The sequence below is a fragment of the Agrobacterium sp. ST15.13.015 genome (assembly GCF_027871645.1).
Taxonomy (GTDB): Bacteria; Pseudomonadota; Alphaproteobacteria; order Rhizobiales; family Rhizobiaceae; genus Agrobacterium; species Agrobacterium leguminum.
Genome location: NZ_JAQAHF010000030.1, coordinates 1 through 22700, shown reverse-complemented (window position 1 = coordinate 22700; position 22700 = coordinate 1). Strand labels below are relative to the sequence as shown.

The window sequence follows — 22700 nt, the reverse complement described above, 5'->3', positions numbered from 1 at the left end:
CGCGATTTTCCCCGTCCTCGTAACGCTGATAGGTGCGCGCCCTCTCAATACCGAGGAGCGCCGCCATGTCAGCCAGGGTTTTTCCGCGCGTCAGTCGCCACTCTTTCAATCGCATGGCCGGGAATATGTCGATAAACGACAATAAAAGTCAATCAAAATACTTGTCGAAAACCGACATACCCTCTTTGTCGAAAATCGCTATAAAAATACCATGACAAATCAGATCAGAAAAATCCGGGAAATGAGTGGCAAGACGCAGGCGGAAGCGGCTGCGGTGCTTGATATCACTACTGAAAATTACAACCGGCTGGAAACGGGCAAGACGCAGTTAACCCTTTCCAAGATAGAAAAGCTGGCCGAGTTTTTCCACAGGCAGCCGGCCGAACTGATCGCCAGCCACGGCAACGTGCGGACGGTTAGGGTGCGTCAGCATGTGCAGGCGGGGGAATGGGCAGAATCACTGCTTTGGCATGAAGACGATTGCTATGACGTAATCGTTCCGAATGATCCAGAGTTTCAGAATGTCATGCTTTATGGCGCGGAAACGCGCGGACCGTCTATGAATAAGCGTTATGCCGAGGGCTCGGCAGTCATTTACACCAGCCTGATGGAAACCGGAGAATCCCCTATTCCCGGCAAAAGATACATCGTGGAGCGAGAGCGCGCAGACGGCTTGCGCGAAGCCACGGTCAAAACACTCTTCAAGGATGACGAAGGGAAATTCTGGCTCCTGCCGGAATCGAATGATCCGCGTCACCAGCAGCCTATCGACCTTAGCGGCGCTGATAACGACATCGTGAGGATCGTAGGTAGAGTGACGTTCTCGGTACAACGCGAGACGTAAAGCCGCCCATCAAAGCGCCCGAATTTTTCAAAGACCTATGTCATTGATCGACATAGGTCTTTTTTTGTTCTCCTTATGTATTGTCGAAAATCGACATGCTGTTGCTTGACTTTGATTGTCGTTTATCGACATATTCCCGCCATCCCGAACCGTTGAGCCCCCTCACGGCAGAAGGGTTCCCGGATGGGCGGCTTTCCTCGAAATGTCATGCCGCCCATCCACCTCAACAGGATGGAGAACCAGGCATGAAACAGCGCTCGCAGGAAGAGAACAAGATCATCAACAAGATGGCGGATGCAATTTTGGGCCTTGGCGAAGGCTGCACCGAGAACGATATCGCCGACCGTTTTACCCGCGAACAGATCAAAAAGTACGGCGAGGAGGCCCGCGAGCTGGCCGGCCGCCTTGCCCGTCGTGAAGCGGCCTAACGCCCCTTCCGGTTTCCGCACCTTCGCCTGCGCAGGCAGGTGCGGTTTCCCGAATAGACGGACAGGCCATGCCAAGCAGACCCACAAAACGCCCCCCTAAAACCAAAGCCCACCACGCGCCGCGCCGAATGGCAACCGCGCAAGATTTGGGTGCGCTCTGGTGGCATCGGAACACCGATAAGCCTGCCCGCCGTCTCGATGTTTCAACCGGCGCACAAGGTGACCAAGCCATGACCGACATCAACGAAACAAAATTCCGCCTTGGCGGTTTTCAGGCCAAGTACCTTCACCCGCTGCATTCCTTTGTGAAATATGCGCGCAAGGTCCACCCGCTCCATTTGCTGTTAGGGTCGATCCACATCGAGCCGGCCGAGAGCGGTGGCGTCTACATCATTGCTTTGACGGGGCATGCCACCGCGATAATCCACGATCCGGAGGGCTTTATCGAAGCCCCAGCAATCATCGACTTTCCGGATGCAGCCTTTGCAGCCGCGAAGGGTATCGAGATCGCGCCCATGACGTTTTGCGGTGACGACTATGATGTTACTCCACCGGAATGGCTTCAGCCGGGCATGGTCTATGTCTATTCGGCCGGCATGCACATCAGCCCGAAAATGCGCAATCCCGCATGGGCGGCATGCCATGAAGAGTTTCAGCCCGCCTTGTTTTCGACGCCGAGCAGCGTTCGGGACCATACACGGGGGCTTGATTACCGACTGTCGGAAACAAAGAGCGCTGCGTTTATCCGCGACTTCCTCGCGGCCGACCCGATCAGCGCGGCTGAAATTTGTTTCAACCCAATTGTGCCGGCGCTTTTCAATCCTCTGATTGACGTTCTGCTGGCCGACCATCCGACCGCTATTCCCGTTCACAGCTTTCGCAAGGCTGTTAACTCTAAAGCACCCATGCTGGTTATGCAGTTGACCGAATGCCCCGAGTTCGTTGGCATCTGGATGGCTATGAACCCTATGGCTGTGAACGCTACCGAGGTGCTACCCCCCTTTTCTTTTGAGCCGAAGGCAAGCCCATCCGCCGAGGTCACTGAAGGATGAGCGCCAGCGCCAGCCCCAGCCGCAAACCGAAATCGCTTTTCCGGATCACCTACCGCGACGGCGCGACGGTCACGACAACCGCCGCGACTTCGGTTCTGGCCGGCGCACAGGCCGAGCGCCAGCGCCCCGGCGCAATCAAGAGCATCAAGTTTTTGAGGAAGGTTTCCAATGGCTGATACGACGAACATTTCGTGGGCGGATATGACCTTCAATCCTTGGATTGGCTGCACCCGCATCGCGCCGGCCTGCGACGGCTGTTACGCCGCCCATCTGATGGAAACCCGCATGCACCGCGCCGAGTGGGGCGGGCCGGGCAAAGGCAACGGCACCCGCGTTCGCACCAATGCCGCAAACTGGCGCAAGCCGCTCGTATGGAACGCCAAGGCCGCGAAGGAAGGCACCCGCCCCTTTGTGTTCTGCGCTTCGCTTGCTGACGTGTTCGATAACGCCATTCCAGATGAATGGCGTCGGGATCTATTCGACCTTATCCGCGCCACACCGCACCTTGTCTGGTTACTTTTGACGAAGCGCCCGCAGAACATTGCCAAGATGGCCGAAAAGACCGGAGGACTGCCGGAAAATGCAGCGATCGGAACCACGGTTGAGGATCAGCCGCGGGCGAATATCAACGTGCAAGCATTACTGCAGGCGAGCGTTGATTTGTGGCACGCGAAGACACGCCCGCTCTTTCTGTTCCTGTCGTGTGAGCCACTTATCGGCCCGGTCGATCTGACGGCATTTCAGGAATACCCGAAATCCAAGTATTTTACCGACGCTTTGCGCGGGAAAGTCTGGATGCGACCGGAAGACAACGACATTCCCACCACGCGTTTTGTCCAAAACGGCCGGGACTACATCGGGCTTTGCCACAGCATCCAGTGGGTGATCGTTGGCGGCGAAACTGACCAAGGCGAACACAAGGCACGGCCAGCCCATCCAAATTGGGTTCGCAGCCTGCGCGACCAGTGCGCGGGAGCCGGCGTTGCCTTTCATTTCAAGCAGTGGGGCGAGTACGTGCCCCAGCTCGGTTCCGTAACGCTCGATGATGACCCGGAAATCAGCCGGTTCGACTGGATGGAGTGGACCGGCGAGGAGTGGGAAAACTGGCAAAAGCCCATGTGGTGCGACGAGCTGGACCCGGACCACAGCATGATCCGAGCCGGCAAGCGCAAAACCGGCCGCTTTCTGGACAGCGTTGAGCATAACGCCCGCCCCGCCGTCCCTGCCCTCACCCTGAAAACTGACGCAGCCTAAGAGACAGCAATCATGATCGAGCAAACCTCACGATACGCGACACCTGAAACCAAGTACCTGCCCCACGATTGGCAGGATGAAGTCAATCCGGACTGGCAAACCAACCCGAGCAAATTCATTCACAAGACGGACGCCGGCTACATCCTTAAACCGGTTGAAGGCTGCGATAAGGAAGACATCGATTTCTACGTGCGCGAGCTTCAGTACGGCGATGTCATCAAGTTTGCTCAGTACCGGAACTATGGTGAGTTCATCCTCACAATTGAGGATAACGGCACGCTCCGCACCAATTACCTTCTTCCGGTTGAAGGCAACCTTTACCGCGTAGACGGTGATGACGACAGATCGGCGGGATCGCTGGATGAGCTTGTCAGCAAGCACGATTTGGAACCCGGCACACATACCATTGATGTTTTTTGGGAAGGACCATCCACGTCATGGAGCTTTGTTATCGAGGGGGAAACGGCGAAGTTCGTCATTCACTGGCACGCGCTCTACAGCGACGGCGGCGAGGGTGAACCTTGGATGGCCTACGTTGAAGGCCATCATGACTTGTTCGCTCTGGCACCTACCGCAGAGAAGGAAATCTGCGATGCGTTCGGCAATGGAAGCATCACTGAGATTCTGGACGCGGCCGGCGGCGCTGCCCTTGCCCACCTCTGGCTAAAACAAACCGGCGAATTCGACGGCCAGCCTATCCTTGACCTTGCGGAAGCGAATGAGGATGGCGCGTTCGCCGTAACCGGCGTGAGGTTCGAATGACGAGCAGAGCCGAACAACTCGAAGCCGCCGCCCGGAAACTCGCCAACGCGGTCGAGCATGACATGAACGGCAGCATGGGCAAGGGCGGCAATGGCGGCCTGCTATCAGACACAACCTTGCGCGCGGCCCATGAGGTTCATGCGATCCTCAATCGCGCGCCTACAAACGAGGCTAGCCGATGAAAGACCACCCCATCCTATTCAGCGGCACCATGGTTTGCGCCCAGCTCGAAGAGCGGAAGACGCAATCGCGCCGCCATTTCAAACTGCCGAGATGGGCCGTTCCCGGCACCCTCGAAATCGATGATGACGGCCCCTATGCATGCGTTGAGGCGACAAGCTGCCTTGCAAAAGTGCCGCTCAAGGTTTCCGTAGGCGACCGCTTTTGGGTGAAAGAAACGTGGCGCGCTCACGCGTGGCATGCCGACCAGGTGCAAATCGCCTACGCCGCCCAGCAGGGCAAAGTGGGCTGGAATGAACAGCATGAATGCATTCCCTACCCGAACGGCGACAAGAACGCTTTCAAATATTATGCGCCCAAAGGACCGGACTTCTGGCGGCCGTCGATCTTCATGCCTCGCTGGGCATCGCGCATCACGCTTTGCGTGACCGATGTGCGGGTTGAGCGCCTTCAGGATATCAGCGAGGCCGACGCCATTGCCGAAGGCGCTTGGCGCACGCCCACCTTCAGCCGTTTTGCCGATGACCTTCAAGCAGCGTCAGGAGGGAAGTTGTTTCCCACCGCGCGCGATTGGTATCGCGACTTGTGGGACAGGATCAACGGCACGGGCGCATGGGACGCAAACCCATGGGTGATCGTCTACACCTTCACCGTCCACCGCCAGAACATCGACCGGATGACATCCGCCACCGTGGGAGCTGCCGCATGACACCTACTCGGCCAGTTCTTCGCTATCTGGGCGGCAAGTGGCGGCTTGCTCCTTGGATCATCAGCCACTTCCCCGCGCATCGCCTTTATGTCGAGCCGTTTGGCGGCGCAGCCTCGGTGCTGCTTCGCAAGACGCGGTCCATGGGCGAATGCTACAACGACCTTGATGGCGAGGTGGTAAATCTATTCCAGGTGCTGCGCGACGAAGACAGCGCGGCCGAGCTGCGCCGCAAAATCGACATCACGCCATTTTCTCGCGACGAATACGACGCAGCCTTTCTGCTGGCGAAAGCGCCAGTGGAACGCGCGCGGCGGCTGATCGTTCGCTCTTACATGGGGCATGGATCAAGCTCAGCCGTGAGCCGAAAGAGTACGGGTTTCCGCGCCAGCTTGGTTAATCGGGGCGGCGCACTGCCGGCCGGCGAGTGGCCAACACTGCCGGCGGCGCTGCAGGCGGTAACTGACAGGCTAAAAGGCGTTCTGATCGAGAACCGCCCGGCGCTCCAAATCATCGACAGGTACGATGAAGACGAGGCGCTTATCTATCTCGACCCGCCATACGTTCCGGACACCCGATCACAGAAACGGAAAGGCGGCCAAGCCTTCCACACGTACAAGCACGAAATGACAATCCAGCAGCACGCCGAGTTGCTGGACAGGATTATTGAGTGCCGCGCAGCCGTGGTCCTCTCCGGCTATCCGAGCGAGATTTACGACAAGCGCCTGTCCCATTGGGAAAGGGTCGAGATCGCCGCGCACGCCGATGGTGCTTTGGACCGTACTGAGGTTCTGTGGATCAACCCGCAATGCCTTTCCCGCCTTAACGCTGAAAAGCATCCCTCTCTTTTCGAAGGTGCAGCATGACCAACGCAACAAAGACACAAAGAAACTTGTACGAAGCCGCCGTCATCGAGCGCCTGAAGGAAAGCGGGTTCCTCGAAATCGAGATACGCACCGAAAGCCTCATGCGCTGCGGCGATGGATATCAAGACGAGGTCATCAATGCCGGCTGGCACTACTGGAATGCTGCCCTTTCCGCACGGGTGCAGGACGTGGCGGGAATGAAACATGTTGGCTGGCGATGGAAGCACGCCGACACGCCGGAAGAAGGTCATTGGCACTATGAAGGCGGCACGGAAAAGCCTGACCCGGGCTTCAGACCCGCATATGCAGAATTGGTCACATTCGAGAAGGTTTACGCCCCCGCAGCACCTGCAAAGGCGGACATCGCTGCGCTAGAAGCCCAGCTGAAACACCTGATAACGACGCGGAAGAACAAGGCTGCGCTTGCTGCGTTCGATAACGATACGCGCATGTGGTTCATCGCCCAGCTCACCGGCACAGCCAGCGGCCGCGTACCCCTCACCGACATCGAGGCATTGGTGGCACGGCACCTTCCACCCGCCACGGACACCGCACCCTTGAACTGAGAGAGGCAGGGTTTTGCAGCCGGCGAAACGCCATCACCGAGGAAACTTTGTGACGCCGCTTGCAGAATCAACGGGAATCACTGCTACATGTAGAGATGAAGAATACTCGTCCCTCATCCCGTGAAAGCGTTGCAGCCACCCGTGCGAGACAAGCAGCCAAAGGGCTTGTGAATGTCAGCATTGTTATGCCGGGTGAAGTGGTAGCAGAGATTGACCGATTAAAACAGGAGCGTGGGGCATCGTCCCGCGCCCCGATACTGGAAGAGGCCTTCAGGTTTTATATAGAACAAACAAGGGCATAAAATAAAAAAGCCCGCCTTTGGCGAGGCAGGGCTTTTTTGGATAAGTAGATAAAACGATCTTGAGAACCGTAAGACAGTCTCAAGATAGTTCAGAATTAACGAACTCGCAAGATGTTAGCGCTTGCGGGAGCGCTGATTTTTTGTCTGCTGTCCATGCCCTCTTGAGAGAGGACAAAGGAACCATGTTCCAGCAGATTGGCGCGGTGCAGGCAAAATCCGGCACCAAACGAACTGGCGCACCCGTGCGTAGAAATTCCCGCCTGAAGGGCAAGTGTGAGGCTGTATTCTGGAAGCCTATGCCCCGCCACGAAGCCCGCGAAATCATGCTTGCAGCGCGCAAGTATGAGCTGGCGATGAAACAGCCAGGCAAGCGCACCGGCCCCCTCGGTCACGTTGCGCTTGAAGTGCTGGACTACCTCACCAACCTGGTTGATTTCGGGAACGGCCGGCTTGATCCATCTATTAGCACCATCATGGAAAAGATCGGCCGCGCCCGAGCTGCGGTATGCCGAGCGCTCGATGCGCTCCGTACCCATGGCTTTGTCGATTGGCTGCGCCGATACATTCCGACCGGCAACGATGGCGCAGGCCCGCAGGTCCAGCAGACAAGCAACGCCTATCGCTTGAGCCTGCCGGCGCGCGCCAAGGCGCTTCTTGGCAAATATGCGAGGAAGGCCGCCCCCCTGCCCGATGACGCGCTACAGGCCCAGCAGGAACGCCAAGACGCCCTCAAGGCTCACATGGATAGCCTTTCGCCGGCCGACCGTTTGCGGGAGACTGTAGAGGACAGGGCGCGCGCCGAGCAACTGGCGGGCTATGTGGAGCGGGCGGCACAGAACCGCGCCCAGCGGGCCGAGGAAGGCCGTCAGACGCCGGCAGCAAAGCAGATGCAGTTTCACTACACCCAGCCGGCCACGGCGAACCCTGCCATTGAGCGATTCCGCAAAAATTTGGAGGCAAGAAAGGCCGGAAAGCTTTTGAATGAGCGTGAGTTCACTGAAAGAACTGAATCCGGCCCTGATTTTTATAATCCTGCGGATTAATAAGCGGACGCCGCTTGTTCGGTCCGCTTACGCGGCCCTGCGGCGGTTCCGAACCGCGTTAAAGTGCGGTTCGGCGGCAACCTATACGCAATTTCAGAACCGTTTACACGCCCGGATAGGTTCTTTGGCTTATGAGAGGTCGCAAGGGGAAATCTTGAGGAGAATATTATTCCACATCCCCCGGAGCGGCGTCTTGCGGCGCAACTTTAAGCCGCGCGATAGTCTGGCGGCTCACGCCGTGTTTTCGGGCCAAGGCCGACACGCTAACGCCTTCCGCGAGTTCTGACTTGGCTGACTTCACTTGCCGATCCGTCAATGCGGGCGGCCGGCCGAAGCGCTTGCCTTTTTCGCGCGCCCGCGCCACGCCGGCTTGCGTCCTTTCAATCAACAGGTCGCGCTCAAATTGGGCCATCGCATTCAAAATATGCATCGTCATCGTGCCGGCCGAGCTGGTGAGATCGAGGCCGCCCAGTTGGAGGCAATGCACCCTCACCCCGTTTTCGGCCAGCATCTTGACCGTGCTGCTAACGTCCATGGCGTCACGGCCGAGGCGATCCAGCTTTGTCACGATCAACACGTCTTCCGGTTCGAGTCGGTCGAGCAGTTTCAAGAACCCCGGCCGCTGGGCCACCGGCGTACTTCCAGAGATCGTTTCCGAGACGATCCGGCGCGGCATGATGTTAAAGCCGGCCCTTTCAATTTCCGCGATCTGGTTCTCGGCCGATTGTCCGACTGTCGAAACGCGCACGTAAGCAAAAATTCGAGACATTCTCTCCCCTGCCCTGTCCATAAGTGACCGGGCCATTATTGGACATGTCGCATTTGCTGGAAAGGGGGTTTCGACCAGGTGTTAGCGTCGGTGCCACATCCGGACGGTTTTGAGCATCGAAGTTCTGCGCCGGGATGGCCATGCAAAGCTTTGAAAATGAATGCCGCAACGCGCCCATTTAAAATTAACGCGTGGTTTACTTTCATCACTCGGCACACCGGATTTAATGAGATACCCGGTTTGTTTAGTTACCGGGTATTGCCCCTTATCTGATAAGTGGGCTTACCCGGTTTTTCAAAATATCCGGTTGCAGAATATATCCGGTTTGTGCTTTTATCGGGTTAATTCAGTTACCGGATTTAATAATTAATCCGATATCAACTTTTACCGGGTATCTGAATAAACCAGATTATTATTTCAACCGGAGTTTTCATCTATGCCTGTTGTCGTAATTGCATCATCGAAAGGTGGCGCTGGGAAATCAACCACGGCAGTTCTGCTGGGCACCGAGCTTGCCCGCAAAGGCGTGCCCGTCACAATGTTGGACTGCGACCCCAACCATTCCTTGAGCATATGGGCTGGGAAAGGGACACTTCCTGAAAACATTCAGGCACTGAGTGACGTCACGGAATCCAGCATCGTCAAAACGATCAAGCAGCACGATGTTGATGGCGCAGTGGTGATCGTTGATCTTGAAGGCGTAGCGTCTCGGATGGTGTCCAGAGCCATATCACAAGCGGATTTGGTTCTGATCCCAATGCGCGCCACGATCCTTGACGCCACGATTGGCGCGCAGTCACTACAGCTTATCGCCGAAGAAGAGGAAGCCATAAATCGCCGCATCGCGCATGCCGTGGTTTTCACGATGACCCGGGCCATCCGCTCGAAGCAACAGAACGGGATTGAAAACTCATTGAGGGAAGGGGGAATTGATATTGTGGAGCCGCCGCTCATGGAACGCGCCGCCTTTTCCGCCCTCTTTGAATTCGGCGGCGATCTGCATTCGATGGAAACTAAGCAAGGCAACATGTCATCAGCAATCGAGAACGCCGAGGCATTCGCCATGGCGGTTTACAAGCGTCTGACGGAGGCACTGAAATGACAGATTTCAAACTGGATCTCGGCGCACTGAAGCGCACAGCCAAGCCGGCAACAGAAGCAGCCATCGCAAAGGCCGATGCGGCAGGAGAGGCGAGGGGGTTTGTTGATCGTTCACCACGCGGGAAGCCCGGCCGAAAGAAAAGTGAACGAACCGGCCAGGTGCATGCCAAGGTGCTGCCGCATGTATCCGAAGAGATAGCAGAGGAAGCAATGCGGCGCGGCGTGGTGCAAGGTGTCATCATCGAAGAAGCATGGGCGCTTTATCTGGAAAACAAGAAGTAACCGAGTAGGTGTCGTATGGTCGACAAATCGAAGCATCCAGACCTCCCAAAAAAACTTATGGAGACCTCAATTGAAGGCCTCCTCCAACGCTTTGTTGGCAGGAAATCCGATGCTGAAACAATCGAAGAAATGTCCGACGAAATAGAACTGCTTCGGCTTCTACACTCACCCCCCACGAAGGCGAAAGAGTAGAATTCTTGATATTTTTGTACACACAAAAAGCTTGTGCAATCCAATTATTTATCGTACATACAATTTATGAAAATCATTTGGGACGAACATAAACGGCAATCGAACCTGACCAAGCACGGTCTAGACTTTGCTGACCTGTCGATTGATTTCTTCGAAACAGCCAAAGTCCAGCCTTCCAAGGATGGCCGCTACAAGGCGATAGGAAATTTCGAGGGCATCACCGTTATTGCCGTTGCGTTTCGTCCGTATGGCTCAGAAGCCCTTTCCGTCATCTCAATGCGACGGGCAAACAAGGCAGAAAGGAATTTATCATGACCCGGAAATGGCCTCAGTTTATCACCGCTGACCTTGGAGACACTGACGCCGACGCCGTCGAGCTGCGCCGGCGCTGGCAGGAATATGACCGCGCCATGAAAGACCTGATTGCCAAGGGCGGCGTACATCAAGACGAGGATGGATGGTGGGTTGAAACCGCAACCGGCGAAATGATCGGCCCCGATCCTGATATTGAGCGCCCGCTAGAGGTGGACGAGCAAGCCAAGATGAAGCCGCTCCGTGAAGTGCTGCCGGATTTGGCCAAGAGCATCGACCGGGAGATAGCCCGGCGCGGCCGGCCGAAAGCACAGACGCATAAAACGCCCATCACAATCCGTCTCGATCCCGAAGTTGTCGAGCATTACAAGGCGATGGGGAAGGGGTGGCAATCGCGCATGAACAGCGACCTTAGAAAGCTATCCGGCCTGCATTGACACGAACCACGGAAGCCGCCCCAGCCGGGCGGCTTTTTTGTTCCACCGGCGATTGCTTGACTCCTTTTGAATATGAGAACATTCATAGAACAAAAAGGAAGGATCAATGCCCGCGCCGCTCCTGAAATCAACCGAAATTCAAACCACAATCAGGAAACCGCTTAGCTGGCCTATGCTGATTTGCCACCAGAACGAATGGCAGGTTTGCTACAAGGCGAAGGGAAAGCTTGACTGGCGCACTATCACCGCATGGGTCTACGGCCGTGAAAGCATATTCTTTTGCGAAGTAGGGCAGGAGCAACATGTGGTGGATTTGCCCGATCCCAAAAAGGTGCCGTTCTTCGATGCCAACTTTCCTTTTACCGTCGATGAAATCACGGGTGACGGTTTCCGTTTCAAGGAACTCGCCGGCGCTGACAACATCGTGGCCGCGAACGCTGCCTATCAGGTCTACAGGCACAATCGCACTGGCATAGTGCGCCTTCGGCATGGCGGCCGGATGTTGCGCCGATCCGATGAAGATAACGGGTAGGGCAGGGCGCAAAATCATTTCAGCGTTCGCCGGCGGCCGACGCCGCAGCGTGAAACATTCGTTCGTAACCTTGTAATTTTATTGCGGCCGCGGATCCGCTCGAGCGCGCGATCGGAGCGCGAAATTAGAATATCCTTCCCGACACCCAGCGCCAGAAACGCAAAAAGCCGCCCGGCATAACCGAGCGGCTTTCGTATTCATAGCAATGGCAGGTTCGGGATTGCCGGCTCCTTGCCGTCAAGGATGACGACTTCGCCAACCTCTTTCCCTTCACCGCCCCGGATGGTGTAGGTCAGCGAAACCGGCGTCATGGGATAGCGCCCGAAGATTTCCCGCACTTCCGGCCGGTCATTGAGCGAGATCATGAAGCGGCCCTTGATGGTGCCGAGGCGCTCGGCCATTTCCGCGAAATCGTCCCGCTTGAAGACGTTCTTTCCATAGTCGTTCTCGCAGCCATAATAAGGCGGATCGAGGTAGAACATTGCGCCCGGCCGGTCATAGCGCTCAATGAGCGTGCGCCAGTCAAGGCACTCGATCACGACGCCGGCGAGGCGTTCATGAACCTCCTCCATGATAGGCGTCAGGCGCGTGACATTAAAACGCGCGCCGCCCGTGGTATCGACGCCAAAGGTGCGGCCGGAAATCTTGCCGCCGAACGCCAGCTTCTGGAGATAGAGGAACCGGGCAGCCCTCTCCAGATCGGTCAGGGTGGCGGGATCGCATGCGGCCAGCCGCTCGAATTCCCGGCGTGACGTGATCTGGAATTTCATCACCTCCAGCAGCTGGGGCAAGTGACGCTGCAGGATGCGAAATAGCGTCGTCACGTCGCCGGAAATGTCATTGATGACTTCCGAGCGAGGGACAAGGCGACGGCGGAAGAATACCCCGCCCATGCCGGTGAACGGCTCCACATAAAGGTCATGCGGGATTTGTTCGAGCAACGCAGCGATCCGGCCGGCGAGCTGCTTTTTACCGCCGAGATAGGCGGCTGGGGGAGAGACCGGCCGCACTTCGGAAAACTGAAAGAGATTTTGCATTTGTCTAAGACCATCTTTTCTGACAAACCGCACCGGCCTGCGCAGGCGAAGGGTGCGGCAATGATCTATGATTTTGTCGGGCGGGGTATGACGCCAATCTGCACCCGCTGTTGCAGCCGCGAGGCTGCGACCACCCGAAGGCGGCAAAAGAAAACGGGCCGGCTAGGGGATACCTGCCGGCCCGAATATTTGAGGCTCGCGAAACCTACGCTGCCAAGGCAATGCGTGGCTTATCGCCCTCTACCATCATGATTTTCTGAAGCCGTAACGGCAGGTTTGATGCAGGAGCTGTCACGCCGAAGCCGGCGCGGATGGAGAAGTATGTCGTGAACGCGTTCGGGTCTACGTCGGCATCAATGAGAACGTTGTGGAAGACTGCCATCATCCATCCGCCCGTCACCTGGTCGCCGGCTCCACCGAATTGCAGGGCAGCACCGACAAGCGTGCGCGTTCCACCTCCGGACTTTACCACCCAATTGATAGTCGGACTGCGTTGCCCAGCCATGGAATAGTAGAGGATGGCAACAGTGACCCGCTTGCCAAGAAGGGGCGTCAACTCCGTTGTTCGGATGTAGCGGACCATGCCCGCAGCAGCATTGCCGTTCGGGACCATAGAAAACGAGTGAGCAAAACCCGGCCACTTTACATTGGCATCCTTAATCGCCGTCGCGGGTGCCTGCGCGCTCCAGTTGACAGGAACAGCGCCCGTCCAGTTCGTAAAGTCAGGATTGGCGTGCAGGTTGGTGGCGGCAGTGAGCGGCCACGGCGCGGTAGTGTAGCCGGCGACTGGCGTCGATCCGCGATAGCTGGCAATCAAATAGTCCGCTATTTTCGCGTAACCGAGTTCATTTGGATGCGTGTCATCCAGATACCAGGCGGGCGGCTTTCCAGCATCTATGAGTGCCTGATGCGTGTCGATGACCATGATATCAGTCAGTGACGCGCCAATCTCAAGAATTGCTGCCCTCACCTTGTCATAGCCGGCGCTACTGCGCTTCGGGTTTTGGGTAGTGATGATCTGCGGCACGCCGGGCCATTTCAGGCATGTCATGGCAATGGGACCGAGAAAGGCTGATTTGCCAGATACGTATCTGACGTCGCCGCTCGAAAGCTCAAAGCTTTGCATGTTGTGGCCCTGATGCATGATGCAGAGATCGGGAGTCGGAACCGCCAGCGCGGCGGCGCGCTGGTCGGCAAACATGTAGCCAGCCATGCCACCCGGCAAAGCCGCCAGATAGACCGTCAGCGTGCCACGCTTGCCAGTACGAAGCGTATTCGGTATGCCCTCGTCGCGGGCGGCCTCAACGATCTTTTCGTGATCGATTTCGACGCCGCCCGGATCGTATGGCAGGGCCAAATCCTGCTGATAGAACGCTTTCATTTTGGTGGTATCGCCTTGCGCGTCTTCCCACCGTTTCCAGATTTCGGCCCAGCGTTCGCGGGGCGCATAGGCGGCCCAAAGATGATAGCTCGGTTCCCACTCGCGGCACCTGCCCTCTTTCACGGGGCAAAGCCATTTCGCAAGATCGGCCGGCGCTATCGCCAGCGGTACAGGATCGTCACCCTCATGGACGCGCCGCGCGATCCAGTGCGCCTGTTCCTCCATCTGCCGCTTGTGGCCGTCGAGGATCGGTTCGTCACAACGGATGCAACGCATATGCACCGGAAGGCCACGCGCGGCGTCCGGCCCACGCATCATGTCGAATTCGAGCGCCTGATAGGTGCCGCAGTGCGGGCACGGCATATAGCGATATCGCTGATCGCCCGCCTCGAAATCTTCGGTAATGGCGCATTCGCCGGCGATGCCCGGCGTAGACCCTTGCCATTCCTTGGCGAGATCGCCGTACATTTTCTGACGCGCCCGCGCCTGATCGCGAGGACTGCCGCGACCGTCAACGTCTTTCGGGTAGCCCGTGACTTCGTCCATCGCCAGATATTTGATGGACACCATCTGCAAGCCCTTGGAAGAACCTGCATTGACGATCTGGCAGAAGCCACCGGCATAACGCTTGAACGCGGACGAGCTGCCCTGTTCGTCGCGGCTGTTGACCGGCATAACCTTGTGAGCGATGCGCGGCGATACCTCGATTGTCGGCTGCAATTTGATGCGGTTGAACTTCGTCGCTTCTTCGAGCGTCGGCAGCACGATCATCATCGAGCCGGGCGCTTGATCCACGATGAAGCAAAACCAGTTTTCAATTGCGGTCGATTTGCCGAGCTGGGCGGCCCAGCGGCATGTTACCCGCCGCGCCGGATGATCCGGATGGAGGCAATCTTGCGGCTCGCGCAGATATGGAACGCGGTCCGTCAGGAAGTCGCCCGGCCACGGCGAACCCGATTCCGGCGACACCTTGCGATAAGCGTCAGAAAATTCGCTGATCGTCAGGTCTTCAGTCGGTCGGCTGGCGGCGGCCATGCCGCGAAACAGGACCAATGCGCCATGGACAAGTTCTGGAAATCGAGCGCGCGCATCGTGAATTGTCACTGGTAAGCCCGCCCTGATTAGTCTTGCTGAAGCAGCTCGCCCTCGGCTTGGCGCTTCAGCGCTTCAAGTTGCTTTGTCACTTGCTCGTTGAAGGTCGCCAGACCGAGTTTCGCGAAGCCCTTCAGGGCGAGGCGAACGGTTCGTTCGTCCCAGCCGAATTTGAGGGAGAGCGTTGCGGCTTCCGGCTCGATGGCGCGCTCGAAGGCGCTTTGCATCAGGGCAACCGCATCGCGGCCGGCCTGATCGACCTCATCAACGGTGGTAAGTTCACCCCGCCGCTTGGCGAGGTCCATTTCTTTCAGCTCCGCTTCGGCGAGCGCCTTGCGTGCGCTGCCATCGGCTTGCGTTTTGTTGCGGCTTTGGATGCTGCCCGAAGCAGGTGCCGGGCTGGCCACACTACTGAAGAGCGTACCGGCCGGGGCGGAACGGATGCGGATGTTGCCGGATCGATGCTCGACCAAGGCGATGTAATCAACCTTGTTCGACTTTCCGCCCTCGCGAAGCGGCAACGCTTCGGCGTGCTGCTTGAGGTAGCGGGAGAGCGTCGAGCGGTCCACCTTGTCGCCGGATTGCGTCAATCGCGCCGCCGCTTCGGTGATGGAAATCCAGTCTTCGTCCATCAAATCCATCCGTGCAAGCGTGCGTGCATCGTGCGTGTATGCGTGTACCGCTTTTCGAAAGTGCAACTAGTGAAATCCCGCAGTACCCCTGTCCCGTATGGTCGATTTTCCTCGAATACGGTCCCTAAATGGGGGGGTGGGGGGTGCCGCCCCTCAAAGGGGGCAGGGTCGAAGGGTCACGGGACCAGCTTATCAAGTACCGCCGAGACACGTTGATCCAGCAGCGGAGCGGCAATCCGATGGAAGGCGGCGGCTGTAGCGCCCGTGGACATCTCCACCGGAATGAAGACACCCGACCGGGCGAATGTGATCTTGCTGCCCGACGAATTCAGCCGGTAGTAAACGTGCCCGTTGAACTTCGGCACCTCTTTGCGATCCGGGAACAACCCGCCCCGCATGAAAGTGCCGGGGTAAAGGGTTGCCTTCCCGAACGGCCTTGCCACCACGCCAGCCGGCGTTTCCTTCGGCCGAAGATACTTGAGGCGGATGTTTCCGCCCCGCGTCGTCATGTCGTAAATATACCGACCGGGCCGAGCTGCCGCAGGATTGCCAATCGCCTTGACGATAACCTGCCTTGGCAAGCCGGTCTGTTTCGTCAGCTCGCGGATGACAACCGTTTTCGAGCGGTTGCCCACCTGGTTGACGATGCGTGGCAAGACTTTCGGGAATTGCGCATTCAGCGTTTGAAGGCGCTTGCCGTACTTGGCAAGGTTTCTGTCGGCCCATTTGATCGTCAAAACACCAGACATGGCCGCGCCTCCGGGAAATAACCCCTATACAAACGCAAAAGGCGACCGGTTAAGGTCGCCTTCTGAAAACATAGCTATCGCACCGACCCTGACTCGATGCCTCAAAAACGAGGCCGGCAAGGCTGGGTTTCGAACCACCTGTTCCCTGTAACCGTCTGGTTAGCTCTGGCAGCGTCTAGCGCTGGCATATGAGGGTGGCGAATCCGAAATATCCGTTGCCCAAATGACTCTCACACCTTTTTCAGAAATGCAAGCGGCAGTGTGACGGGCTTCAAACGATCCCCAAAAGCCTCAATCCAGACGGTGGCTCTGGCGTTTCTGGCCGCCGTGACCTGCACCACGACGCAATCATGACCGGCGAAAGGCCCGTGGGTAATTTGAACCTTGCTGCCCTGCCCTATCGAACGGTCAACGGCCATGCGGCTGATATCGTTCGTATCGCAGATGGCCTTCAGCTTCGTAACATCAGCCAGCCGGACTTCGTAATAGCCCGTGGAACCGCCCACGAAATCCACCACGCCCTCTTGCAGTTTCAACCCAAAGAACGCTTCGGCCGAGGGCAGCACTCTAACCAGCATGTAACCGGGCAGAAGCGCGCTTTCGCCTTCGACCTTCACCCCTTTTTTCACAGCCGTCCAACGTTCGCGCGGCACGAAAACGTCAACGCCGGCATCTTTGAGATTTTGTTCAAGCGTCAGTTCCCGTCCTCCAAAGACCGCCATGCAAAACCACTTTGCCCTTGTCGGCTCATCCTCGAAACGCGACATGGCAGCGGCGCTGAGTTGCTGGATCGCAAGTCGGAGCCGTCGCGTCATGCGCCTTTTTTGCCATTCCGATGGCTCGTTTTGTGCGCAAACGTCAACTTGCGCCCCTGATTTCTTTCCCCGCATCCGCGTCAAACCTTGCTAATCTGTGTTTCAAATTCGGTGATAGCGGCCTCAACAGCCGTATCGAGATTGGTTTCGTCCGGATCGACAGGCGGAAAGCGCATGCCCATAGGCGGCACCCATGAGAACCACGGCCAGCATCGACGTTCGTGCAGGCGCTTCCATGCCGCCAGCAGATCGCTATCAGGCGCGACCCATTGGAACCGTTCGGAAATCGGCTCCAAAAACGTGGAGCATCGCCAAGGCTCGCGGCGTCTGGCTGCAAAAAGCATCCCCTCGACAACGCTGGCGCAGTAATCAACCAGCTTGTTGCGGCGGATTTCCTCGGCAGACTTTTGGCCGGTATCGACCATGATCTTTTCGACAGGCGCTAACCGGATTGGCTGGTTTGAGGCCGTCAAAAGCATTTCGAGCCAGGTCGCCATCCAGAGGTTGGAAAAGGATTTTGCGGGTACTTTCGCGACCGGTCCGCTTGCTGGCGGCAAATCCTTCCATGCCTTTTTCCGCAAGTAGATAGCGGGGCTGTATGGCTTAACCCTACCCTCAATCCACCTGAGATACGATGGCGTTAGGCGGATGCAGTCGCGCCGATCCGCGTCAGTTAGCTTGTCCCATTCCGCTTTCGCCTCGTCACGGCTGTAATCTTCGTGTCGCGGCCAAGTCGGTTTCCACCGCTCAAACTCGCGATTTATCCGCTTTCGCTCTGTCGGCGTCAGCGCGCGCTCGCCCGCGCCTCTTTCTGGAGAGTTAATTGGAGAGGTAAGTGGAGAGTTATTATAGAGGGGGCGCTCTGCCCCCAGCTTATGGGGCGCAGCGCCCCCAGCTTCGGGGCGCAGTTCCCCCACCTCACCAGCGCCGGCATCGTCGTAAGGTGAGGGCATGACACCGCCACCTTGCTGCAATAATTCCGGATGACTGTAACCGTCCGGCCAGCGGGCAACATACTTCTTTTGACGCCATTTTTGACCCTTCATGCCGGCACTCTCCACCCGCAGCCAGCCCTTTTCCTCGGCGGCACGCAGATGAATCCGGATTGTCTTGCGGTCACGCCCGCTTTTTTCGACCAGATCGCCAATGGGAGGAAAGCAACGGTCGCCCTCGCGGTTCATGAATTCGGAAAGCACACGCAGAACGTCGCGCGTCGTCGCCGGCAGATCGGAATTACCGATTGCCCAGCGCCACCGCCACATCCGCGATTGCTCCTTTCGTGTTCTGTTTTCGCTCATTTTCTGTCCTTTAGCCCCGACATGTGCTCGTTTTCACCCTTTCCAGTTTTCGTAAGCGCGGCGCAGATCGAGCCATCTGCGAGCCGCTTGCGTGTCTTCGTTGAGTTGATTTTTGGAGCTGATCGCGAGAACGCTTTTCAGCCGCGTATCGGCCGCCGTTTGCGTTCGGACCTGACCGCCCGCCGTGGTGGCCTCTAGGAAGCGCCAGAACGATGGTTCTTTCGCCGTAATCGCTGCATTGGCCGCGTAGTTCTTTTCGCGTTCCTTGCGGTCCTCATGGCCCAAGGCGCGGCGCAGGGCGGCGATGATCTTGCCGGCTCTTTCGCCAACATCGAGAAGCAGGCGGGCGACATCGAGGCCGAGCGCGACCAGCTCGATTTCGTGCGACAACGCATCCTTGCTGAAGGTCGCGATGATGGTTGCTTCGTCCATGTGGCGGAACGTGACTAGGTGCACCCGCTGCTCAATGTCGGTTTCGACCACCCATTGATCGCCAGCCAGCCGGTCTGCGAGGTAACGAACCCGATCAACCTTCCTTTGTTCAGCTTGATGGTCTCTCACGCAGCTACCTCAAGAGCGTAGCCACCCCACTGCAACGCCATCGCATCGGCAATGCCTTGATAGGTTTTGGAGCGGAGCTGCCAGCGGTCCGGCCCCGGAGGGGCACGGTGCACTTGCGACCAGCGCTTATGCTCATCAGTGCCGACCTTTGGCGGCACAAGGCGTTTCGTTTCGACCAGCGTGGGCAAACCGCGAAGATAGAACGATGTAGCCTTGAACGCTTCCTCGCCAAACCACCACGGCTGCACCGTTTGCGCCGGCTTCGCATAGTTGCGGATGCGCTGTTTCGCATGCTTGTGCATGATCGGGTTTTCGACGGCGATGCGGGGGATATTGGCGTTCCAGCAGTCTGAGAACAGCGCCGCACCCTCATCCAGGAGCCGCCACATGATGACGAGTTTTTCTTCGCGCGACAGAGAATGCCACACGGACCTTTCTTTCGCCGTCGCCTCGTTTGGTGGATTTTTGGGTGGCTCGCTAAGCCAGCGAACCCCGGAATTGCATAGCCTGGTGCAGGGCGGATGCATAACCGCCAGCAGGTCCCAATCATTATGCAGTAGATCCCGTACATCGCATACGAGGTGACGATTGCTGCCGTCCTCAGCGGGCAGCAGATCGCAGGACCAGACGTCATGCCCAAGTGCAGCGAATGCGCGGCGCACAACGCCGGACGTTTCGCAACCGATAAGGATTTTCATCGGGGCGCTTGCTGCGATGTGGGTGCGGGCAAAATGACCATTCATTCCGCACCGCCTTCCAGCAGCAACGCGCCATCGTTGGTGAGCAGCTTTTCAACGGGCATGTAGTCTTGCCAGTCAACGCGCCGCACGATGGTCTGATACCCATACGTGCCATCTTCCTGCATTTCCCAAACGAACCACGCGGTATTCATTCGGCTGCTGGCAATGTTGCCGTCCCAGCCGTCACGGTGCATCATCGGCAGGCGACGTTTGAACTGATAGATGCGGGCTGGCGGGCATGCATCGAGAACGAAATTCCGGTCCTCGTCAGCAAATCCGGAATAGGCATTCCAGTTAAGAAGAAGCGCCATTTTCCGTGGCCGGTAGGCCCGCAGAGCATGAGCGATGAATGCATTCATCGAGCTGCCATAGGGCGGGTTAGTCACGATATCGTAGGAACCGATTTCAGGCGGTTGCGAAGTCATGAAGTCTTGCACAGCTTGACGCCGGCCGTACTTGTCGGCCGTGCCATAGTCCAGCAGATCGGCTAGAACCACCTCGTAATTAAATCGTTCGAGCATGCGCGCGATGGCACCACGTCCACACGCCGGCTCAAGAATGGTGGCCGAAAATACTTCCAGCGCCATCAGCGCAAACATGGCTTCTGGCGGCGTTTCGTAAAGGTTTGCCCCGCGCTCTTCTTTGGTGGCGCTGGCAGTTCCAACCGCCGCCCGAAGATTTTCCCTTTGCGGCTGGATGATCGCGGGCGCGGAAACAGCCTCCGCAGGCGGCTCATTACTTTTCAGCGCGCCGAGATACGATGCGACTTTCTCAATATGCTCCCTGCTTTCAACCGCCTTCAGGACAAGCTTCATCTCCGGAAGGTTAACCCGTTCCGGCATGAACATTGTCTGGATTGGCTTGCGCCGCTCCTTGCCGTCAGCGCCGAGGGTTCGCTGCAACTGGGGAATTTCCCCAGTTACCTCCAATCGCGTCCGTGCGCCGGCGACTGTCTTGTGATCAACGCCAAGCTTCGCCGCAATCGCACGATTGGAAGCGCTGGGATCGTCTTTAAGCTGGGCCTCAATGACCTTCTGCTTTTGGGCGGTTGACAGATGGCGTCGGTTAAAGTTGATCGACCGGGCGAACGACCGCTTTTCTTCTTCCGTCAGCCCTTTACGGACGAAACGCGGCCATTCGGAAATGCCCAGCATCTTGCAGATGGCAACGCGATGATGCCCATCGAGAATATGGCCATGCTCGTCATACTCTACAGGCACAAGAACGCCATTACGCTCGATATCCGCCTTCAACGACAAGAATTCATCATCGGTTAGCGGATCGAGAATTTGATAAATGCCGTTCGCGGCCTCCTGCCGCGCATCCAAAATCAGCCCGGTCATCGGCGACCCCCTACCCGGTCGGGTCTATGGGGATCGGTCGCGGTTAGTTTTTCGGCGCAGCGCTCACCCGTCATGCCGCGACCGAGCATCTTTTCTGCCGCCTGCGGATGAATCTGAAAAGCCGCGCTGGAAATTGCGCGGCGAGTGGCTGGCGGCAAGGCATCGTAGCGCCGCATAGTTGCGGCTTTTTCTGGATTTGGGGGAGGAAGCCGATCCGGACCGTCCATCAGTCAGCCCTCACGATGACATCTAGGTATCGCCGGCCGCTATCCTTCAGATAGACGCGGGCTGGCCCGGTCTTCGGTTCTTCGATGCGGCAATATCCCGCCTCCGCGCAGGCTTTGGCGCGGTCGCGATCATAGATGCGAATGAGGCTCATCTTTCCGCCCGCTACGTCACGCAGCATGAAAAGAAACTGTCGATCCAGCCTGCTAAGCGGCTTTTGGAAAATCCGAGTTGCTGGCGAGTTGCGAGCGGGCTTCATTCATCACCGCCAATCATCATCGCGTCGAGGCGGGCCAATGCGACTTTTGCGGATGCAATGCGCTTGCGGATTTCCTTGCGTTCGTAGGCGTCCGCGTGGCCGTCCGACAGAGCGTTTGCAACCTCATCGACGACATCGTCGAGTACGCGATCAAGCTTGAGCAGGCTCATCGGGCACAGCTTGACATCCCCTGCCGGCAAGTCGTCACGAACCAGCGCGAACCCCAGCTCTCTTGCCATCGTCGTGACGATGAACGGATGCGGAGACCTACGATCCAAATCGACGGCGAGATCGATGCGGATGAAGTTCTCCTTCCACTGCTCGTCTTGCGATGCGTATTTCGATAACGCGGAGATACCGACGCCAAGCAGCCCGGAAGCGGAGGACGTGCCGCCGACCGCATCGTATGCCGCCTGCGTGTTAGCCTTGAGAGCAGTTTCAAAAATCTTGGAATTCTGACGCACTTAGAGACCCCACAAAAGCAAGGAAAAAAAATCTGGAAATGATTCCGTGAATGCCGTTCGCAGGCGGCGTATTCAGGTGACAGCTACAGAGTTACGGAGATCACCCGATGCGAAACAAAGTTAGAAACCCGCGCCAGAGCATCAGTGAGATTGCGCCCCGGCGCGGGCCGCAGCAGGCCGGGAGGAAAGGCCGCGCGAATGGAAACGATGGAGGTGCACGCCCTATTCATTCGCGGCACCTTCCGGTTCAGAAAACAGGTCCGAGCGATTGGCTTTCAGCCATTCAAGACGCTGGTTGTGCATATCGATGACGGCAACATCATTGTTGGTCACGTCACGGATGCGCTCGACTAAGTGAGCATCGGCGCGATTTTCCCCGTCCTCGTAACGCTGATAGGTGCGCGCCCTCTCAATACCGAGGAGCGCCGCCATGTCAGCCAGGGTTTTTCCGCGCGTCAGTCGCCACTCTTTCAATC

The 22700-nt window shown here is 57.5% G+C and carries 31 protein-coding genes; 17 read left to right on the top strand and 14 right to left on the bottom strand.

The genetic code is table 11. The features are described 5' to 3' along the window. Window positions 1–211 precede the first annotated feature (211 nt). The 12 genes from PIB16_RS25955 to PIB16_RS25900 all read left to right on the top strand — a co-directional run bounded on the left by PIB16_RS25955 (window position 212) and on the right by PIB16_RS25900 (window position 8003). A complete protein-coding gene (locus PIB16_RS25955; RefSeq protein WP_271046642.1) occupies window positions 212–844 on the top strand; it encodes a LexA family transcriptional regulator in 633 nt (210 codons plus the stop codon). Between the two features lie 95 nt (window positions 845–939). Continuing rightward, the gene (locus tag PIB16_RS25950) at window positions 940–1272 is read left to right on the top strand and encodes a hypothetical protein (RefSeq protein WP_271046641.1); all 333 of its coding nucleotides are present in this window, start codon (window positions 940–942) and stop codon (window positions 1270–1272) included. 230 nt (window positions 1273–1502) lie between these two features. Then, window positions 1503–2324 carry a hypothetical protein gene (locus tag PIB16_RS25945; protein WP_271046640.1) on the top strand — a complete coding sequence of 274 codons (822 nt, stop codon included), beginning with the start codon at window positions 1503–1505 and terminating at the stop codon, window positions 2322–2324. Beyond that, window positions 2321–2500: a hypothetical protein gene (locus PIB16_RS25940; protein ID WP_271046639.1), complete on the top strand. Its 180-nt coding sequence runs from the start codon at window positions 2321–2323 to the stop codon at window positions 2498–2500. The genes PIB16_RS25945 and PIB16_RS25940 overlap by 4 nt, the downstream gene beginning before the upstream one ends. Continuing rightward, window positions 2493–3578, top strand: coding sequence for a DUF5131 family protein (locus PIB16_RS25935; protein ID WP_271046638.1), 1086 nt, complete (start codon window positions 2493–2495; stop codon window positions 3576–3578). The genes PIB16_RS25940 and PIB16_RS25935 overlap by 8 nt, the downstream gene beginning before the upstream one ends. A gap of 12 nt (window positions 3579–3590) precedes the next feature. Beyond that, complete coding sequence (locus PIB16_RS25930) at window positions 3591–4340, top strand: hypothetical protein (RefSeq protein ID WP_271046637.1); 750 nt, start codon at window positions 3591–3593, stop codon at window positions 4338–4340. Next, window positions 4337–4522 carry a hypothetical protein gene (locus PIB16_RS25925; protein WP_271046636.1) on the top strand — a complete coding sequence of 62 codons (186 nt, stop codon included), beginning with the start codon at window positions 4337–4339 and terminating at the stop codon, window positions 4520–4522. The genes PIB16_RS25930 and PIB16_RS25925 overlap by 4 nt, the downstream gene beginning before the upstream one ends. Continuing rightward, window positions 4519–5229, top strand: coding sequence for a hypothetical protein (locus PIB16_RS25920; RefSeq protein ID WP_271046635.1), 711 nt, complete (start codon window positions 4519–4521; stop codon window positions 5227–5229). The genes PIB16_RS25925 and PIB16_RS25920 overlap by 4 nt, the downstream gene beginning before the upstream one ends. Continuing rightward, complete coding sequence (locus PIB16_RS25915) at window positions 5226–6092, top strand: DNA adenine methylase (RefSeq protein WP_271046634.1); 867 nt, start codon at window positions 5226–5228, stop codon at window positions 6090–6092. The genes PIB16_RS25920 and PIB16_RS25915 overlap by 4 nt, the downstream gene beginning before the upstream one ends. Then, window positions 6089–6658, top strand: coding sequence for a hypothetical protein (locus PIB16_RS25910; RefSeq protein WP_271046633.1), 570 nt, complete (start codon window positions 6089–6091; stop codon window positions 6656–6658). Before PIB16_RS25915 ends, PIB16_RS25910 begins: the two co-directional genes overlap by 4 nt. Before the next feature lie 95 nt (window positions 6659–6753). Then, entirely contained in the window at window positions 6754–6960 is a 207-nt protein-coding gene (locus PIB16_RS26740; RefSeq protein ID WP_080823827.1) for a ribbon-helix-helix protein, CopG family, read from the top strand. A 182-nt stretch (window positions 6961–7142) separates the two neighbouring features. Further along, window positions 7143–8003 (top strand): helix-turn-helix domain-containing protein, encoded by an 861-nt coding sequence (locus PIB16_RS25900; RefSeq protein WP_271046632.1) that lies wholly within the window; start codon window positions 7143–7145, stop codon window positions 8001–8003. Window positions 8004–8169: 166 nt separating this feature from the next. On the opposite strand, the gene PIB16_RS25895 is transcribed toward PIB16_RS25900, so the two are convergent. Then, the gene (locus PIB16_RS25895; protein WP_271046631.1) at window positions 8170–8772 is read right to left on the bottom strand and encodes a recombinase family protein; all 603 of its coding nucleotides are present in this window, start codon (window positions 8770–8772) and stop codon (window positions 8170–8172) included. Between the two features lie 436 nt (window positions 8773–9208). Between PIB16_RS25895 and PIB16_RS25890 the strand changes: the two genes are divergently transcribed. From PIB16_RS25890 to PIB16_RS25870, 5 genes are all read left to right on the top strand, one after another. Then, window positions 9209–9874, top strand: a complete 666-nt coding sequence (locus PIB16_RS25890; protein ID WP_271046630.1) for a ParA family protein — start codon at window positions 9209–9211, stop codon at window positions 9872–9874. After that, entirely contained in the window at window positions 9871–10155 is a 285-nt protein-coding gene (locus tag PIB16_RS25885; RefSeq protein ID WP_271046629.1) for a chromosome partitioning protein ParB, read from the top strand. The genes PIB16_RS25890 and PIB16_RS25885 overlap by 4 nt, the downstream gene beginning before the upstream one ends. Before the next feature lie 258 nt (window positions 10156–10413). After that, window positions 10414–10662 carry a BrnT family toxin gene (locus tag PIB16_RS25880; RefSeq protein WP_271046628.1) on the top strand — a complete coding sequence of 83 codons (249 nt, stop codon included), beginning with the start codon at window positions 10414–10416 and terminating at the stop codon, window positions 10660–10662. Continuing rightward, window positions 10659–11096, top strand: a complete 438-nt coding sequence (locus tag PIB16_RS25875) for a BrnA antitoxin family protein (RefSeq protein WP_271046627.1) — start codon at window positions 10659–10661, stop codon at window positions 11094–11096. Before PIB16_RS25880 ends, PIB16_RS25875 begins: the two co-directional genes overlap by 4 nt. A gap of 106 nt (window positions 11097–11202) precedes the next feature. Next, complete coding sequence (locus PIB16_RS25870) at window positions 11203–11628, top strand: hypothetical protein (protein ID WP_271046626.1); 426 nt, start codon at window positions 11203–11205, stop codon at window positions 11626–11628. Window positions 11629–11825: 197 nt separating this feature from the next. Here the strand turns inward: PIB16_RS25870 and PIB16_RS25865 are convergent, their stop codons facing one another. The 13 genes from PIB16_RS25865 to PIB16_RS25810 all read right to left on the bottom strand — a co-directional run. Continuing rightward, the gene (locus PIB16_RS25865) at window positions 11826–12665 is read right to left on the bottom strand and encodes a DNA adenine methylase (RefSeq protein ID WP_271046625.1); all 840 of its coding nucleotides are present in this window, start codon (window positions 12663–12665) and stop codon (window positions 11826–11828) included. 205 nt (window positions 12666–12870) lie between these two features. Continuing rightward, complete coding sequence (locus PIB16_RS25860; protein ID WP_271046624.1) at window positions 12871–15150, bottom strand: terminase gpA endonuclease subunit; 2280 nt, start codon at window positions 15148–15150, stop codon at window positions 12871–12873. 17 nt (window positions 15151–15167) lie between these two features. Then, the gene (locus PIB16_RS25855) at window positions 15168–15770 is read right to left on the bottom strand and encodes a hypothetical protein (RefSeq protein ID WP_271046623.1); all 603 of its coding nucleotides are present in this window, start codon (window positions 15768–15770) and stop codon (window positions 15168–15170) included. 176 nt (window positions 15771–15946) lie between these two features. Next, window positions 15947–16519 carry a hypothetical protein gene (locus PIB16_RS25850; protein ID WP_080823847.1) on the bottom strand — a complete coding sequence of 191 codons (573 nt, stop codon included), beginning with the start codon at window positions 16517–16519 and terminating at the stop codon, window positions 15947–15949. A gap of 230 nt (window positions 16520–16749) precedes the next feature. Continuing rightward, on the bottom strand, window positions 16750–17334 hold the full coding sequence (gene nusG / locus PIB16_RS25845) for a transcription termination/antitermination protein NusG (protein ID WP_271046622.1): 585 nt from the start codon (window positions 17332–17334) through the stop codon (window positions 16750–16752). 80 nt (window positions 17335–17414) lie between these two features. Continuing rightward, window positions 17415–18632, bottom strand: coding sequence for a helix-turn-helix domain-containing protein (locus PIB16_RS25840; RefSeq protein WP_271046621.1), 1218 nt, complete (start codon window positions 18630–18632; stop codon window positions 17415–17417). 33 nt (window positions 18633–18665) lie between these two features. Continuing rightward, window positions 18666–19193, bottom strand: coding sequence for a hypothetical protein (locus tag PIB16_RS25835; protein WP_271046620.1), 528 nt, complete (start codon window positions 19191–19193; stop codon window positions 18666–18668). Then, window positions 19190–19936: a hypothetical protein gene (locus PIB16_RS25830; RefSeq protein ID WP_271046619.1), complete on the bottom strand. Its 747-nt coding sequence runs from the start codon at window positions 19934–19936 to the stop codon at window positions 19190–19192. Before PIB16_RS25830 ends, PIB16_RS25835 begins: the two co-directional genes overlap by 4 nt. Further along, window positions 19933–21276 (bottom strand): ParB N-terminal domain-containing protein, encoded by a 1344-nt coding sequence (locus PIB16_RS25825; protein ID WP_271046618.1) that lies wholly within the window; start codon window positions 21274–21276, stop codon window positions 19933–19935. The genes PIB16_RS25830 and PIB16_RS25825 overlap by 4 nt, the downstream gene beginning before the upstream one ends. Further along, a complete protein-coding gene (locus PIB16_RS26820; RefSeq protein WP_442866795.1) occupies window positions 21273–21452 on the bottom strand; it encodes a hypothetical protein in 180 nt (59 codons plus the stop codon). Before PIB16_RS26820 ends, PIB16_RS25825 begins: the two co-directional genes overlap by 4 nt. 50 nt (window positions 21453–21502) lie before the next feature. Further along, window positions 21503–21655 (bottom strand): hypothetical protein, encoded by a 153-nt coding sequence (locus PIB16_RS25820; protein WP_271046617.1) that lies wholly within the window; start codon window positions 21653–21655, stop codon window positions 21503–21505. Window positions 21656–21756: 101 nt separating this feature from the next. Next, the gene (locus PIB16_RS25815; protein WP_271046616.1) at window positions 21757–22224 is read right to left on the bottom strand and encodes a hypothetical protein; all 468 of its coding nucleotides are present in this window, start codon (window positions 22222–22224) and stop codon (window positions 21757–21759) included. A 222-nt stretch (window positions 22225–22446) separates the two neighbouring features. After that, a partial coding sequence (locus tag PIB16_RS25810) for a helix-turn-helix domain-containing protein (protein ID WP_333780006.1) occupies window positions 22447–22700 on the bottom strand: 254 nt, incomplete at its 5' end.